This is a genomic window from Streptomyces phaeofaciens, from assembly GCF_014648915.1.
GTDB lineage: Bacteria > Actinomycetota > Actinomycetes > Streptomycetales > Streptomycetaceae > Streptomyces > Streptomyces phaeofaciens.
Map to the genome: position 1 here is coordinate 129635 of NZ_BMSA01000002.1, position 15980 is coordinate 145614.

The 15980-nt window shown below is 71.2% G+C and carries 13 protein-coding genes; 6 read left to right on the forward strand and 7 right to left on the reverse strand.

Features of this window, described 5'->3' with window-relative positions:
* Entirely contained in the window at window positions 1-1338 is a 1338-nt protein-coding gene (locus IE275_RS04090; RefSeq protein ID WP_189707610.1) for an FAD-dependent monooxygenase, read from the reverse strand.
* A 70-nt stretch (window positions 1339-1408) separates the two neighbouring features.
* On the opposite strand from IE275_RS04090, the gene IE275_RS04095 reads away from it, so the two are divergent.
* On the forward strand, window positions 1409-2059 hold the full coding sequence (locus IE275_RS04095; RefSeq protein ID WP_189707612.1) for a TetR/AcrR family transcriptional regulator C-terminal domain-containing protein: 651 nt from the start codon (window positions 1409-1411) through the stop codon (window positions 2057-2059).
* A gap of 26 nt (window positions 2060-2085) precedes the next feature.
* Here the strand turns inward: IE275_RS04095 and IE275_RS04100 are convergent, their stop codons facing one another.
* The gene (locus tag IE275_RS04100; RefSeq protein WP_229870091.1) at window positions 2086-3213 is read right to left on the reverse strand and encodes an acyltransferase family protein; all 1128 of its coding nucleotides are present in this window, start codon (window positions 3211-3213) and stop codon (window positions 2086-2088) included.
* A gap of 289 nt (window positions 3214-3502) precedes the next feature.
* Here IE275_RS04100 and IE275_RS04105 point away from each other — a divergent pair, with 289 nt between their 5' ends.
* Genes IE275_RS04105 through IE275_RS04115 form a run of 3 tightly spaced genes read left to right on the forward strand, consistent with a single transcriptional unit; the run spans window position 3503 to window position 8938 of the window.
* Window positions 3503-4927 (forward strand): glycosyltransferase family 29 protein, encoded by a 1425-nt coding sequence (locus IE275_RS04105; protein ID WP_229870092.1) that lies wholly within the window; start codon window positions 3503-3505, stop codon window positions 4925-4927.
* Window positions 4924-7251: a glycosyltransferase gene (locus IE275_RS04110; protein ID WP_189707619.1), complete on the forward strand. Its 2328-nt coding sequence runs from the start codon at window positions 4924-4926 to the stop codon at window positions 7249-7251. The genes IE275_RS04105 and IE275_RS04110 overlap by 4 nt, the downstream gene beginning before the upstream one ends.
* Window positions 7252-7255: 4 nt before the next feature.
* Entirely contained in the window at window positions 7256-8938 is a 1683-nt protein-coding gene (locus IE275_RS04115) for a hypothetical protein (protein WP_189707621.1), read from the forward strand.
* A 57-nt stretch (window positions 8939-8995) separates the two neighbouring features.
* Here the strand turns inward: IE275_RS04115 and IE275_RS04120 are convergent, their stop codons facing one another.
* From IE275_RS04120 to IE275_RS04130, 3 genes are read right to left on the reverse strand one after another with little or no spacing between them, the layout of a single operon-like run.
* The gene (locus IE275_RS04120) at window positions 8996-10261 is read right to left on the reverse strand and encodes an NAD(P)/FAD-dependent oxidoreductase (protein ID WP_189707623.1); all 1266 of its coding nucleotides are present in this window, start codon (window positions 10259-10261) and stop codon (window positions 8996-8998) included.
* The gene (locus IE275_RS04125; RefSeq protein ID WP_189707625.1) at window positions 10258-10680 is read right to left on the reverse strand and encodes a GtrA family protein; all 423 of its coding nucleotides are present in this window, start codon (window positions 10678-10680) and stop codon (window positions 10258-10260) included. The genes IE275_RS04120 and IE275_RS04125 overlap by 4 nt, the downstream gene beginning before the upstream one ends.
* Window positions 10670-11692: a glycosyltransferase family 2 protein gene (locus tag IE275_RS04130; RefSeq protein WP_189707628.1), complete on the reverse strand. Its 1023-nt coding sequence runs from the start codon at window positions 11690-11692 to the stop codon at window positions 10670-10672. Before IE275_RS04130 ends, IE275_RS04125 begins: the two co-directional genes overlap by 11 nt.
* A gap of 120 nt (window positions 11693-11812) precedes the next feature.
* Between IE275_RS04130 and IE275_RS04135 the strand changes: the two genes are divergently transcribed.
* Window positions 11813-12028, forward strand: coding sequence for a hypothetical protein (locus IE275_RS04135; protein ID WP_189707629.1), 216 nt, complete (start codon window positions 11813-11815; stop codon window positions 12026-12028).
* A gap of 10 nt (window positions 12029-12038) precedes the next feature.
* Here the strand turns inward: IE275_RS04135 and IE275_RS04140 are convergent, their stop codons facing one another.
* Both IE275_RS04140 and IE275_RS04145 read right to left on the reverse strand, forming a co-directional pair.
* Window positions 12039-13430, reverse strand: a complete 1392-nt coding sequence (locus tag IE275_RS04140) for a polysialyltransferase family glycosyltransferase (RefSeq protein ID WP_229870093.1) — start codon at window positions 13428-13430, stop codon at window positions 12039-12041.
* On the reverse strand, window positions 13430-14416 hold the full coding sequence (locus IE275_RS04145) for a glycosyltransferase family 2 protein (RefSeq protein ID WP_189707631.1): 987 nt from the start codon (window positions 14414-14416) through the stop codon (window positions 13430-13432). The genes IE275_RS04140 and IE275_RS04145 overlap by 1 nt, the downstream gene beginning before the upstream one ends.
* Before the next feature lie 198 nt (window positions 14417-14614).
* Here IE275_RS04145 and IE275_RS04150 point away from each other — a divergent pair, with 198 nt between their 5' ends.
* On the forward strand, window positions 14615-15955 hold the full coding sequence (locus tag IE275_RS04150; protein WP_189707633.1) for a DUF6716 putative glycosyltransferase: 1341 nt from the start codon (window positions 14615-14617) through the stop codon (window positions 15953-15955).
* The last annotated feature ends 25 nt before the right edge of the window (window positions 15956-15980 follow it).

A 15980-nucleotide genomic window follows, 5' to 3' on the forward strand; every position in this document is an offset into this window, starting at 1 on the left:
TCAGACGCCCACGCGGGCCCGGTACTCCTGAAGTCCGGCCTCCGTCTCGCCCGCCCAGCCCACATAGCCGTCCGGGCGGACCAGGAACACCCCGTCCGCGAGGGTCAGCGTGGTCCAGTCCGGGCCCCTGAGGCGGTCGAAGAGGCGTACGCCGTCGATCGTCAGGTCGGGGACCCGGTCGCCGGCGCGCAGGGCGCCCGGTGTCCGCCGGGTGTCCTGCGTCAGTGACGAGTCCCGGTAGTTCAGGCCCAGCTGGCGGGTGCCCGCGTCGCGGCGGGCCTCGTCCCGGTGGATCGCGGTCGACAGGCCGAGCACCCGTGCGGCGATCGGCCGGCGCTCCTCCTCGTAGGTGTCGAGGAGGCTCTCCGGTGCCCGTCCGTCCAGCACCGCGCCGAGCTTCCAGCCCAGGTTGTAGGCGTCCTGGACGCTGGTGTTCAGGCCCTGGCCGCCGGCGGGGGAGTGGATGTGGGCGGCGTCCCCGGCCAGGAACACCCGGCCCGCGCGGAAGCGGTCCGCGAGGGCCGCGCGCGGGCGGAAGTTCGAGGTCCAGCGGACCTCGGTCACGGCCTCGGGGGCGAGGTGGGTGCGCTCGGCGACGACCTTGCGGACGCCGTCCGGGGTGAGATCGATGTCCGTGCCCTCCGGGAACTGCGCCACCAGCTGGAAGTCCTCCGTGCCGGCCAGCGGGCAGAGCGCCAGGAAGCCCGCTCCCTCGCCGCTCGGCGGGAACACGTGCCACCGGTTCCGCTCCAGGGCCGTGATCCGCACGTCCGCCACCAGCAGCGGGTCCGGGTCGACCGTCTCGCCGGTCATGCCGATGCCCAGGGCCCGGCGCACCGCCGAGCGGCCCCCGTCGGCGGCGACGGCGTACCGGGCGCGCACGCTCTCACCGGTGGCGAAGGACGCCGTCACGCCGTCCGTGTCCTGCTCGATCCCCACCACCTCGCGGCCGAGGAGCACCTCGCCGCCCAGTTCCGCCAGCCGTGCCCGCAGGATCTCCTGATTGCGCCACTGGGGGACCATCCAGGGGCCGGTGAAGCGGGAACCCTCCTCGCCGTCCTCCGCCGGGTCGAACATCCGGTGCTCGCCGGCCTGCCGGCCGTCCTGCCAGATCATGCCCACCGGGTACGGGCCGCCGGCGGCGAGGATCTCGTCGAGGACGCCGAGGTCCTCGTAGACCTCCATCGTGCGCGGCTGGATGCCCTTGCCGCGGGAGCCGGGGGCCAGGGTCTCGCCGCGTTCCACCAGCAGCGCCCGTACGCCGCGCCGGGCCAGGTCGATGCCGAGGGCGAGGCCCGTGGGGCCGGCCCCGACGATCAGTACGTCCGTCTGTCGCATCCCAATCTCCTTAACGCTGTTAAGTGCCGTCGCCCACGAGCGTGCCCTTAACGGCGTTAAACTGTCAAGCGTGACCACCGAACGACGAGCCCCCCTCGACCGCAAGCGCGTCGCGGACGCCGCCCTGGCGCTGCTGAACGAGACCGGCCTGGACGGTCTGACCCTGCGCGCCATCGCCAGGGAACTCGACGTCAAGGCACCGGCCCTGTACTGGCACTTCAAGGACAAGCAGGCCCTGCTCGACGAGATGGCGACCGAGATGTACCGGCGGATGGTCGCCGGCACCGAACTCGATCCCGGCGACACCTGGCAGGAACGGCTGCGCAGGGCCAACCACGGGCTCCGTAAGGCCCTGCTCGCCTACCGCGACGGCGCGAAGGTGTTCAGCGGCTCACGCTTCACCGGCACCGACCACGCCGCTCAGATGGAGGAGACCCTGCGGCTGTTCACCGCGGCCGGCTTCACCCTCGGCCAGGCGGTCCGGGCCACGTCGAGCACCTACGCGTACACCATCGGATCCGTCATCGAGGAGCAGGGAGTGCAGCCGCTGCCGGACGAACGGCGTGAGGGCTACGACGTGGCGGAACGCGCCCGGCTGCTCGCCGAGTTCCCGCTGTCGGCGCGGGCGGGCGCGGAGATCTTCCACGATTACGGCGAGCATTTCGAGGAAGGGCTGGAGATCGTCATCGCGGGAATCGGGGCGCGATACGGCGTTTCCTGAAATACGGCAGCCCATTCACCGGGAATTCACCGGCGAGGTGCCGCCAGCGCCTTCCGCAGCCTCGGCGTCAGCCGCTCCTCGACCACCTTGTTCAACACCCACGCCAGCACCAGCATCGCCGTGACGGTCAGCACGAAGGTCGCGGCCGACGGCACCCCCAGCCGCCGGTGCAGGGTCTCGACGACGACCCAGCCCAGATGCTCGTGCACCAGGTAGAAGGGGTAGGTGAGCGCCCCGGCCACCGTCAGCCAGGGCCAGTTCACCCGGTCCAGCAGACCGAGCGCGATCGCGCCCACGGCGACGAACCCGAAGGCCACGACCGCGATGATGCCGAAGGACGTGCGGTGGGCGAAGGCGTTCGGGTCGGCGGCGTTCCACAGGCTGTCCACCGCGTAGTGCTGGCCGATCAGGAAGCTCACGACGACGATCCCCCAGGCGTAGGGGTCCCTGCGATCGCGGTGCACCAGGAACAGGCCCACCCCGCCGACGAAGAACGGCGCGTACTCCGGCATCAGCACGATGTCGAGCAGCGGCTGGTGCGCCCCCTGCGCGATCGCCGCCGCCAGGATCCAGCCCGCGCAGAACAGGATCACCCGGCGCCGGCTCGCGCCCGGCAGGACCACGCACAGCGCGAACAGGGCGTAGAAGCGGACCTCCGCCCACAGTGTCCAGTCCACGCCCAGCACCCGGCTCACGCCCAGCGGCTGCTGAAGCAGCGTCAGGTTCACCAGGGCGTCGCTCGGTGAGACGGCCGTGTAGGCGACGGCGGGCAGCGCGAAGACCGCCGTCACCAGGAGCACCGCCGCCCAGTACGCGGGCATCAGCCGGGCGGTGCGGGAGGCGAAGAACGAGCGCAGCGAGCGGCCCCAGCCGCTCATGCAGATGACGAACCCGCTGATCACGAAGAAGATCTGGACGCCGAGGCAGCCGTACGCGAACGGCGTGTGCAGGGTCGGGAACACCCGGGCCGCAGAGGTGCCCCAGGCGTGGGTGATGTCGCCGCCCCGGCCGCCGTAGTGATAGCAGGCCACCATCAGCGCCGCCACCAGCCGCAGGCCGTCCAGGGCGCGCAGCCGGCCGCCGGACGGCGCGGCCTTCGGGGCGCCTTCGGCGCCGGGGCCGTCCTGCGCCGCGTTCACGACCGTCTGTGTCACGCCGGTGTCCCTCGGAATTCGAATGAGTGTCGTCCATGCAGACCCTATGACGTCACCCGCAAAACTTCTGTTCGACAGTCTCAGCATTCGCCCCCGTGTTCCGAGGGGTTCACCTGGGCGTCGTTTTCCTTTCTTACGTTCTCTCAACCTCCCCTCAACACTCAGCAGTTCTGTGTTGTTTTCACACGCCAGTCGATACGCATGTCCACACGTCAGTTCAGATGCCAGGAGAACCATGACGAGGGTCCGCAGCAGAGGGTCAGACACCAGGCCGGAGAGGCCCTCGGCAGTGCCGTCCCCGGTCGCGCTGGACGACTGCCTGCGCGCATGCTCGGTGCACAGCGGCAAGCTCGTCGGCAGCCTCGACCCCCGCCGCCTCGCGCTCGCCGAGTCGCTGCGCCAGCTTCTCGCCCTGTGGGCGACCCAGGAGCCGGCCGCGCCGCAGGTCACCGCCACGAGCCTGCTGCGACGCACCAAGGCGGCCGCGTCCGGCGGCGCCGGCATCGCCAACGCCGTCCTCGACGCGCTGCTCGCCGTCGGCAACAAGGCGGTCGTCTGCGGCTACGACGACGAGCTGAACCTGACCGTGCTCATCACCGACACGATCCTCCACCAGCGCCGCAACTCCCGCGCCGGCTGGCGGCTGCGCGGCCGGGTCCTGGAGGCCATGGGCCTGCCGGTCGCCGCCGCCGAGGCCTACGAGCGCTACCTCGACCTCACCAAGGACGACGGCTTCGGCGTCCGCGCCCGCGTCGACGGCATTCACGCCGCCACCCGGGCCCGCACCGAGCTGCTCACCCTCCTGGAGCGCACGGTCCCGCAGTCCGCCCGCTTCGCCGACGGCCCCGCCACCGACGCCTGGGCCGAGGGCCTCGCCGCGCACGCCGCGGGCGACCAGCCCGGCGCCCAGGCCCGCCTGGTCGGCGCCCTGCGCGCGATGGACCGCCAGGGCACCCCCGAGCAGGAGGTCCAGGAGGCGTTCGCCCAGTACCTGGACCTGGCCACGGCCCAGCAGGCCCGGCCCACCGCCGAGCTGGCCCAGGCCCTCGCCCTGTACGCCGACACCCGCCGCAACCGGATGCGCGGCCCGGTCCCCGACCCCCTGTTCGGGGGCGTGCAGTGGCTCAGCCTCGGCGAGTTCCGCAACCGGATCGCCGGCAAGTCGATCTGCCTGATCGCCAACTCCGGCAAGGTCGGCGAGAGCGGCCTCGGCTCCGACATCGATGCCTACGACCTCGTCGTGCGCTTCAACTCGTACCGCATCGACCCCGTCCATACGGGCAGGCGGACCGACATCCACGTCACCATCCACAAGCACGCCTACAACTGGGACCAGCCGGTCGACATCCGGCTCGTCTTCGGCGGCAACTCGCCCGACTGGAAGTACTCGGTCCGCAACAAGCTGGTCCCGGGCGCCCAGACCTACCTGAACGACGAATCCCTGCGCTGGCCGGTGCGCAACATCGGCGGCTGGACCACCGAACAGTTCGCGGCCATCCCCACCTCCGGCTTCAACATGCTGTGGCTGCTCGACTTCCTCGACGTCAGCCCCACCCTCGACCTGATCGGCTTCGACTTCTACGAGAGCGGCGCCTACCGCCTCCCCGAGGCGATGAAGCTGGCCATCACCAACGTGCACGAATACGGCAGCGAGAAGGCGTGGGTCATGGAACGGGCCCAGAGCGTCTCCGGCATGAGGATTTCCCTGCGATGACCACTTCCATATCCGCCCCGGCGGCCCCCGTCACCGACGCCTCCGCCCTGACCGGCAAGCGCCGCATCGCCTTCGCGAGCTTCGTCGACGAGAACTACCTGCCCGGCTTCCTCGTCCTGCTGCGCTCCCTCGCCCTGTCCAACCCGGACGTCTGCGAGGACTTCCTCGTCCTCCACGACGACCTGCGCCCCGCCTCCGTCGCCGCCATCCGCGCCCTGCACCCGCGCGTGAGGTTCCGCCGCGTGGACGCCGGCCACTACGACTCCTACGTCAAGGGCGACCAGGACAACTACCTGGTCCGCAAGGCCTACTTCATCCTCGACGTCTTCCGGATCCGCGACTACGACACCGTGATCACCCTGGACACCGACATGGTGGTCCTCGGCCCGATCGGCGAGCTGCTCGCGATGCGGCACGGCCTCGGCGCCGTCCCGCAGTTCTTCTACGGCGACAAGACCCGCATGCTCAACAGCGGTCTCCTCGTCATCCAGAAGGAGTACCTGACCGACACGTTCTGCGCGAAGATCGACGCGATCGGCCGCAGCGGCACGTACGAGCTGGACAAGCACGACCAGGGCATCCTCAACGCCCTCCTCGACGGCGACTTCGTCGACCTCGACCCCAAGTACAACTTCGTCAAGCGCCGCCTCTCCGGCGACCTCCCGGTCCCCGAGGACACCGCCGTCCTGCACTTCACCGGCCGCCACAAGCCCTGGCAGGGCGGCGAGGCCGGGTACGGGCTGGCGCAGGAGCGCTGGGCCGCGTTCGAGCTGACCGACGCCGAACTCCACGCCGCCTACCTGGAAGCCGGCGACACCCTCCACCACGACCTGCTCGTGCACTACGGCACCCCGCACGTCGAGCGCACCGGTGACGTCGACACCGCCCGCAAGGTCGCCCTCGCCCACATCGGCGCCGGCGACTACCAGGCCGCCGTCGACATCCTGGAACGCGTCCACCTCCCCATCGACGAGGCCTGGCCGCACGAGGTCTACGGGCACGCCCTGATGAGCGTCTCCCGCTACGACGAGGCCACGGCACAGCTCCTGCTGGCCACCGCCGCCCCCAACCGGGCCGCCACCGCCTTCGCCCGTCTCGCCCAGATCTCCTGGGTGCACGGCGACGACGACCGGGCCCGCGCCCACGCCACGTCCGGCCTCACCGTGGACCCGACCCACCGCGCCAGCCGCATCTGGCACCAGCGCACCGTCGGCGTCCCCGCCCAGCCCGCAGGCCGCCCCGAGGACCAGCTCGCGCACGTCGCCTTCTACATGGACCGCCAGGGCAACGCCGGCGACAAACTGCTCCCGGAGAGCGTCCGGCTCGCCTTCGGCCCGGACACCACCTCCCGGCGCTGGCACTCCGTGCACGCCCACCGGCTCTTCGACGAGGCGGCCCTGGAGCGCGTCAACACCCGCAAGGGCCTGGTCATCGGCGGCGGCGGACTGTTCATCCCGGACACCATGCCCAACGGCAACAGCGCCTGGCAGTGGAACGTCCCCGACGAGCTGCTCGGCCGCATCGACGTGCCGATCGCCGTCTACGCCGTCGGCTTCAACGCCTTCGACGGCCAGTCCTACCGGGCGGAGCGCTTCCGCGCCTCGCTGCGCCTGCTCGTCGAGCGCTCGTCCTTCTTCGGCCTGCGCAACCACGGCTCCATCGAGAAGGTGCGGGCGATGCTCCCCGCGCACCTCCACGACAAGGTCCGCTTCCAGCCCTGCCCGACCACGGTCACCCGCCAGCTGGTCGACGGCTGGCGCGACCCGGCGACCCGCGAGGACACGATCCTCCTCAACGCCGCCTACGACCGCGCCGGTCTGCGCTTCGGCCACGACTACGGCTACTTCCTCGCCCAGATGGCCAAGGCCGTCAAGGACCTCGGCGCACTGGCCGAGGTGAAGTGCGCGGCGCACTCCCTCGACGACGAGAAACTCGCCTTCGACCTGCGCCGCGAGCACGGCGTCTCGCTGCCCGTCATCCCGATGTACGACTTCGACAACGACGAGATCCGCGACCTGTACGCCCGCACCAAGCTGGTCATCGGCATGCGCGGCCACGCGGGCATGATCCCGTTCGGCTGCGGAACGCCCATCATCAGCCTCATCTCGCACCCGAAGATGGCGTACTTCCTGCGGGACATCGACCGCCCCGAATGGGGGGTCTCGGTGCACGACCGCAACCTCGCCGACGTCCTCGTGGAACGCTCCCGCGACCTGCTCGCCGACCACGACCGCACCGTCGCCGACGTGCACGGCCGGCAGCAGGAACTGTGGAAGACCACCGAGGCCAACGCCGCCGACCTGCGCGCCGTCCTGGGCGGCTGATCCCATGGCGACGACGACCGCACCGGTCGACGCGTCCGCCGCCCCGCGCGTCCGCCGGTCACCCCTGTGGTGGCCGGCGGTCGCCGTCACGGCCGCGGCCGTCGTCGGGTACACCGTGCTCACCCGACGCCTCACCGGGGACCTCCAGTACGTGCTCGGCGCCCTACGGCTGGGCGGCGACGCCGGCTACTCCCCGTCCGAGGTCTTCACCCACCGCCCGTTCTTCTACCGGTGGTTCATCGCCCTGCTGGACCTGCCGACGGCCGGCGGCGTGGTCGTCCGCGAGACGGTCATCGAGATCGAGGGCGCCCTCCTGGTGGCCGCCGCGGCCTTCGCCCTGTACGCAGCCCTGCTGCGCCGGGTCACCGCCCGCGAGGCCGCCGTCACCGCCGGCGCCACCGGACTCGTCCTCGCCCTCGCCCCGCGCACCGACTTCCTCCAGCCGGAGTGGACGGCCGTGGTGCTGACGGTCCTGGGCCTCGCCGCCGCCCTCGGCGTCAGGCGCCCCTGGCCCGCCGCCCTGCTCTCCGCGCTCCCGCTCGGCCTCGCGGTGATGATGAAGTACTCCACCGCCTCCACCGCCGCCTTCGGCATCCTGCTGCTCTGGGCCGTGGACCGGGGCCGGGCGGTACGCGCCGCGCTGGTCGCCGTACCCGGAGCACTGGCCCTCTTCGCCCTGAGCGTGCTGCTCGGCTCCCACGAGTGGCAGTGGACCGAGGACATGCCCAGGATCAACCAGTCGGCGCTCAGCCGCACCGGCATCCGCCCCGGCTTCATCCTCGAACGCTCCGTGGACTTCCTGGCCGACCGGGCCGTCCTCACGCCCGTCCTGCTGCTGCTCCCCGGCGCGCTGGTGCTGATCCTGGCCCGCGCCCGGGGCCGCGCCCGCCGCCTCGAACTCCTCACGATCGCCGTGCTCATCGGCTGCGGATCGCTGGCCGTCGTGATCGTCCAGGGCAACTGGTTCCTGTACCACGCGGTCCAGCTGACCGTCGTGGCCGCCGCGGCGTGGGGCCTCGCGGTGGGCGGCGCGAAGGGCTCGCCCCCGTGGTGCTTCGGCGCCGTCTCCCTGCTGTACGGCGCCCTGCCCGTGCTGTACACCCACGCCCCGAAGGGCCTCCAGCGGCCGGCCACGGTCTGGGCGCTGGGGCTGGTGGCGCTGCTGGCCGCCGTGGTGGACGTACGGCTGCGGCGGCCGGCCCCGGCCCGGTCGGCGGCGCTCGTCGCGCTCGCCGGAGTGGTCTGCCTGGCCGGGCCGGTCTGGCCCGACTCGCCGCACCTGGTGCAGCACGGCAAGGTCTCCTCGACCAGCGCGTCCTTCCTGCGCAACACCGAACGCAAGGAGGCGGACGCCGATCGGCTGCGCGCGCGGATCCCGGCGGGTGCGAAGATCCTCTACCTGGCCTTCGGCGACACGACGTACTACGTCGACCACCCGGCCCAGTGCCGCTACCCGATCGCCACCTTCCTCCAGCGCTCCCGCTTCCTCCCGGACGTCGCGCGGCTGAAGTCCTTCGCGGAGAACGCGGACTGCGTCGACCACGACCCCGCGCCGTACGCGATCCTCGACCGCGCCTGGTTCCGGCTGGCCTACGTCGACCCGGGGCTGCGGGCCCGGGTGGAGGCGACGTACGACTGCCCGCCGCTCACCAAGGGCGCGCCGACGGTGGTCTGCGAGCTGAGGTGAGACGACACGGGAAAGGGGCCCCGGTCGACGACCGGGGCCCCTTTCCCGTTCCGCGGGTCACCGCAGTCCGAGCGACCCCGTCACCTTCCGCGCCATCTCCACCGAGTAGCTCTGCCCCCGGTCCTGCGGGTAGATCTGGGCCATCGTGGCCAGCGTGACCCGGCTCATCGGCGTCTCGTGGGCCGGGATCAGCTCCCGGTAGCGGGGGGTCACGACGGGCTGGGCGAATCCGGCCCGGGAGAAGTGCCAGTCCTTGATCCAGGACATCTCGAACGCGGGGTTGATCCGCTTCAGGTACGGCACGAACGCGTGCAGCAGCTCACCGGGCTCGGTGGTGAACCGCCAGTCCTCGCGCTCCACGTAGTTGCCGACGTAGAGGATGTGCCGCCCGCCGTACACCGTCGGGTCGATCATCCGGGTGTGCTCGACGACCGCCAGGAACGGGAAGTCCGGCTCGTTGATGTTGAGCCAGTAGTACGGGATCGCGCTGCGGTCCAGCTCCAGCACGAAGCAGGTGGCGCCCAGGTACTGGTTCTTCCACACCGCGTTGTCCGAGGGCAGCCCGGCCGCCTGGGCGAAGGCCGGCTGCGGCGTGGTGACGATCAGCCGGTCGAAGCGGTACGTCGAGCCGTCCGCGCAGGTCACGACCGGCGTGTCGGCCTCCTGCCGGACGGTCTGCACCGCCTTGCCGAACTCCACCTTGCCGCCGCGCTCCTCGATGCCGTCCCGCAGCGCCGCGTAGACCCGCTCGAACCCGCCGTCCACATAGCCGAGTTCGAAGGTCCGGCAGTGGATGCGGGCCCACAGCCACGCCATCGACACCTCCTCGGCGCGGTCGCCGAACTTGCCCTTCAGCAGCGGCTCCCAGATCGCCCCGGTGGCCTTCTTCCCGGCCCACTTGCGCAGCCAGGCCAGCGCGGTGCGGTCGTTGAAGCGGTCACCGCCGTTGCGCACGGCCTTCAGCACCGCCGAGGACCCGGCGAACCGCACGGCGTCCACCGGCGAGAACTCCGGGAAGCGCAGCATGTCGAACGGGGTGGTGAAGTCGATGAGCTTCCCGCCCCGGTAGATGCCGGTCGTCGGCCTGTGGAAGCGCAGCGCGTCCCCCAGACCCAGCTCCTCGATGAGGGCGATCATGGCTCTGTCGCTGCGGAAGATGTGGTGGTAGTACCGCTCCAGCGGGACCCCGCCGATCTCCAGCGAGGCGGCCAGACCACCGAGTTCGGCGGCCGCCTCCAGGATGGTCACCTGGTGGCCGGCGCGTACGGCGTCCCAGGCGGCGGTGAGGCCGGTGGCACCCGCGCCGATGATGCCGAGGTTCATGCGAAGCTCCACTTTCTGTTGAGCACGAACTGGAGCGCGAGGACCAGCGGGAGCGAGCCCGCCTTGACGAGGTTGGCGTCGATCCCCAGCGAGTCGGTGAAGAGCAGGAACAGCAGGTTCGTCAGCGCGATGCCGGTCAGTCCGACGGCGTAGAAGCGCAGGAAGCGCACGACGAGCCGGTCGCGGCGTTCGAAGGTGAAGCGCGCGTTGAGGGCGAAGTTGCTGGTGATGCCCAGGGTGGTGCTGAGGGCGTTGGCGAACTGCTCGTCCATCCCGGCGCTGTTGTGCAGCAGCAAGAACGCCAGCAGGTCGAGCAGGACGCCGCTGCCGCCGATCAGGGTGTAGCGGACGAGCTGGCGTACCGTACGGGCCCGGTCGTCGGGCGCGGTGGTGACCGGCGCGGTCGTGTCAGCGGTCACCGTCGCCGTCCTTCTCGGCGCCGATCACCTCGCGCACCAGGTACAGCGGGCGCCCCTGCGCCTCGCTGTAGATGCGTCCGATGTAGCTGCCGAGGACGCCCAGGGAGAGCATCTGGGTACCGCCCAGGAACAGCACGACGACCATCAGCATGGTCCAGCCGGAGACGGTGATCTCGGGCCGGAAGAACTTCATCGCCAGCGCGTACAGGATGCCGAGCAGCGACAGCGTGAGCACGACGAAACCCAGCCGGGTGATCAGCTTCAGCGGGGTGGTGGAGAAGCTGGTCACGCCGTCGATGGCGAGGCGGGCCATCTTGCTCAGCGGGTACTTGGTCTCGCCGGCGAACCGCTCGTCGCGGTCGAAGGAGATCTCCTTCTGCCGGTAGCCCATCGAGGCGACGATGCCGCGCACGAACCGGCTGCGCTCGCGGTACCGGCACAGCTCGTCGGCGACCCGGCGGTCCAGGAGCCGGAAGTCGCCGGTGTCCACCGGGATGTCCACGTCGGTCCAGGAGCGCAGCAGCCGGTAGAACAGGTGCGCGGTGGCCCGCTTGAACGGGGTGTCCTGCCGGGAGCGGCGGCGCGCGTGCACGATCTCCGCGCCCTCGCGCCAGGCGTCGACGAGTTCGAGGCTGACCCGGGGCGGGTCCTGGAGGTCGGTGTCCATGACGATCACCGCGTCGCCCCGGGCGAGGTCCAGGCCGGCCGTGATGGCGATCTGGTGGCCGAAGTTGCGGGCGAAGTCGACCACTCTGACCCGGTCGTCGCGTTCGGCGAGGCCCTGGAGGATGGCGAGCGAACCGTCGGCGGAGCCGTCGTTCACGTAGACCAGCTCGACGTCGAGGTCCGGCCGGCCGGCGAGGGCGGCGGTCAGCTCGGCGTGGAAGGCGGCGATGCCGTCCTGCTCGTTGTAGACCGGCAGGACGTACGAGATCAGCGGCCGACGTTCCGGGGCCTTCGCGGCCGGCGAGAGCTGAGCAGGTACGGACGGGCGTATGTCCTGCTGAGTCATCTCGGCCCGCCCCCATGGGTGAACGGGGCTGTGGAGAACGCTATTTGCAGCATTCGGGGAAGCTATGGAGCCCGGGTTAACCGCGGCCCAACTCCTTGCGTCCGGGAGCGGGCTTCCCCATTGCTCTTCATCTTTTCGGGTTTATTTGCGTGGTCGGCCGTGCACCGCCGTTTCTCCCCGGGCGCCGTTTACCGCACGGCAGGCCACCCGGCGGGAAACGGCGGCACGAAGAACGGCGGCGCGGGAAACGGCGGCGCGAAGAACGGCGGCGCGGGAAACGGCGGCGCGGGAAACGGCGGCGCGGGAAACGGCCGCACGCGTGTTTCCGGCACGTAAGAATCCGAGGTCAGCGACGGACCGCTTTGCGCAGCGCCTTGGCACGGCGGACCACACGGCGGGCCGTCGAGTTGCGGGGGAGGAACGCCAGCCGCTCCGGAATACCGCCGGGCAGGCCCAGCGAGGTCAGCCGCTTGCGCTTGAAGTAGCGCTGGGTACGCGGGCCGAGCCTGGTGCGCAGATAGTTCTCCGCCGCCGGGCGCAGCCCCGAGCAGATCTGCGGCTGCATCACGAAGCCGACCGCGTGGAGCAGACCGGTGAGCGTGTCGCCCGGGACCGTCTCGTCCTTCTCCTCCAGGTCGGGCAGCAGCGCGTCCGCCAGGACGACCGGCACCCGGTTGCTGTTCTGGAACGGGGTCAGCCGCTCCAGCAGCGGCTCGGTGCCGATCCGGGCGACCGGCAGCTCGTAGAACGCGGACGCCGTGAACAGGGCGGTGGAGAAACAGCCGACGACCAGCGCCGGCCGGGCCTTCTCGAACAGCACCTCGGCGAGGACGGGCGTGTCCAGCACGGTCAGCTCGACACCCAGCCGCTCCGCCTCCGCCTCCAGGACCCGGCTGTAGCGGGCCGGCGCGGTCGGGTGCGGCTTGAACACGACCGAGCGGTGCCCCCGGGCCACCGCCCCCCGCATCATCCGCACATGCAGGTCCTCCTCCTCCCGCACGGAGAGGATGTCCAGCGCCGACAGGTACTGCCCGAGCAGCAGCGCCGCTCCGTCGGGCAGCGGCGGCAGCTCCGGGACGCCCTCGCCGACCTGCCCCAGCACCTTCAGGAAGGCGCTCGTCGGCACGGTCCGGGCCTCGACCCCGAACTCGGTCAGCAGCAGCGGCACCAGCCCGGGCACCAGGTCCAGATGGAGCAGCCGCCGCACCCGGGTGCCGATCAGCGGGTCGATCTTGTTGCGGGTCGGGCCGTAGCTCATCAGCCCGTCCGCGTACACCTCGACGGGCGCGCCCGGGAACACCTGGGCGATCGCCTGGGCCGGGTTGACCTGGAGGGACTCCAGGACGATCTCCACCCGGTCGTCGCCCAGCCCCCACAGCAGCCGCAGATACCGCTCCAGGAGCGGCACGTCGTCGGGGCGGGGCGACCATGCGCCCGGGTGGAAGGGGCTGATCGCGTCGTTCCAGGACAGCACCGCGTCGAAGCGGTCCCGCAGCGGCGCGAAGCCGGGCATCTCGTCGACCGCCGGGGCGGTCTCCGGGTTCGTGGCGTTGTTGCACACCAGCAGCAGCCGGCGGTCCGCCGCCGGGAACAGGTCGGAGTCCAGCGCGGCGGCGAGGGTGGCGAGACCGTAGAGCGTGGAGGCGCAGAAGATCTGCGTCGTCCGACGGGGAGGATGGGGCCGGCCGGGGGTGCCGGCGGTGCCGGAGGTGCCGGAGGTGCCGGAGGTGCGGGTCATCAGGCGGCCGCCTTCGCGGAGGTGATCCTGCGTCGCAGCCGCCGCAGCTTGGCGGAGCGCCGCAGGTCCATGGTGTCCAGGACGTCGGTGAGCAGCTCCTGCGGCATACGCTGTATGGCCGCCGAACTCATCGTCCGCAGCTGCTTGGCCACCGCGGGCTCGAACTTGTCGATCTCGGCGAGGTGGTGGGCGATGATCGCGCAGTAGGTGCGCACCGCCTTCGGCAGCAGCCGGTCCGCCTCCCGGTCCTTCGCGGTCTCCTCGACGACCTGGTCGAAGGCCCGGATGAAGTCCAGCTGGCGGGCGTCGCCGATCTGGGTGAGGGAGGAGGCGACCCCGCGGCGGTAGAAGACGCCGTGCAGGTTCAGTACGGCGAACGACTCCGCCTCCCGGTGCAGCTTCCAGATCCACGGCCGGTCCTCGGCGGTCCGCAGCCCGTCCGTGAAGTGCAGCAGCCCCTTGTCGAGCAGCCGCCGGTGGTAGGCGCCGGCCCAGGCGTACGCGTAGTCGACGGACGTCGAGCGGTCGGTGGGCAGGATCGCCTCGCGCGGGTCCAGCACCTCCTCGCGCCGCCCGAGCGGATGCCGGACGACGGTCCGGGCGCGTCCGGTGGCCTGGACATGGTCGGTGCGGACGAAGTCGCAGCCCAGCGACTCGATCGCGGCGAGCAGCTTGACCAGGTGGCCCCGGGCCAGCCAGTCGTCGCCGTCCAGGAACGTCAGGTACTCCCCCCGCGCCGCGTCGAGCCCGGTGTTGCGGGCGGTGGCGAGTCCTCCGTTCTCCTCATGGCGGACGAAGCGCACCTCGGCGACCTTCGAAAGCTCTTCGGCCGCCCGTTCGAGAATGGCCGGAGTTTCGTCCTTCGATTTGTCGTCCACCAGCACGAACTCGAAGTCCGGGCGGGCGTTGAGATGAAGACTTCTGAGGGTGTCCGGGGCGAATTGCTGCACGTTGTAGAACGGCACGATCACGGAAAGCTTTGGCACCCGCGAAAGCCTAGGAGCGCCCCCGGCAGTGAAACTTTCCGGTGAGGAGACAGGGGGTGAACTCAATGTGTCGGATTGGTGCACCCCGTGTACTCACGGCCGAACGACGGACCAGTTCGGTGTCCGGTGGTGTGCTGTTAACTCTTTGTTGAGAGGGGGTTGGGCCGATCCTCGGTTTTGCTTTCTAGCGTCTTCGTCGTGCCTGCAAGTACTGCCAACCCCCCACGGATCGCCGTCCTGGCGGACTCCGACACCCGCTGGAAATGGGGTGCGCTGACCGCCGCGCGGATCGCGCCGTCCATGGAAGCCGCACCGGGTGACGGCGCGCAAGTCGCGCCGGCCCTCGACGGGTTCCTGCTGCGCGGCCGTGCCACCCCCACCCCGCGCCAACTGGCCGAGGTGGGCGTGCACGCGGACTCGCTGCGCGAGGTCACGGCCGTCGAGTTCCTGCGCGCCATGTCACGGACGTCGTACGACATCCTCGTCCTCGCCCTGGTCGGCGGCGGTGTCCAGGCGGTCCTGCACGGGCTGAAGCGGATCCGGGAGGACACCGGCGAGCGGCCCGTCGTCGTCACCGGCTATGTCGGTGTCGTCTACGAGAAGCTCGCCGACGGCCTGCTCCTGCGGCACGGCGCCGACCTGGTCCTCGCCAACTCCCGCCAGGACGCCGAACGCTTCCGCGCGGTGTACGAAGGAGTGGGCGCCGACGCCTCCTCGGTGACCGAGGTGGCCCTGCCGTTCCTCGGCGGCGCCCCCTACACCGGGCGGCACGACCCCTACACCGTCGTCTTCGCCGCGCAGCCCTCCGTACCGGAGAGCCGCAAGGACCGGACGTACCTGCTGGAGCGGCTCGTCCGGCACGCCCGGCTGCACCCCGAGCGGGAGGTGCTGCTGAAGCTGCGCTCCAAGCCCGGCGAACACACCACCCACATCGAGGAGCTGCCCTACCAGAAGCTGGCGCAGCGACTGGACCCGCCGTCCAACTTCCGCCTGGTGTACGGCAACATGGGCGAGGTCCTCGACCGCACCGACCTGATGGTCACGGTCAGCTCGACGGCCGCCCTGGAGTCCCTCCACCGCCGTATCCCCACCGTCGTCCTCAGCGACCTCGGGGTGCGCGAGGCGCTCGGCAACCACCACTTCGTCGGCTCGGGCTGCCTCGCCTCCTGGGACCAGCTCGACGCCGGACACCGCCCCACGCCCGACGCGGAGTGGGTCTCCCGGCAGGGCGTGGCCGCCGACGGCTCGTACGAGACCGCCTTCGACCCGGCCCGCGAACGCATAGCCAAGCTGCTCGCCCGGCCCGGCGGCCTCCCGCCCCTCACGCCCTACTACACGCCGGCCACAGCACCCGGCTACCTCCCCGGCATCCTCGCCCGCCACCACCTCGCGCCCGACGGCAGCCCGCTGCCCGGCGCGCCCGCCTCCGACAAGGAGCCCGGCCCGGTCCGGCAGATCGTGCGCCGGGCGGCGCGCGGCGCCTACCGGCACGGCGTGCAACGGGTGGCACCGGTGATCCGGCGGATGGGGGAGCTGTGAGCCACCCACGTCAAGGAGTACAGCC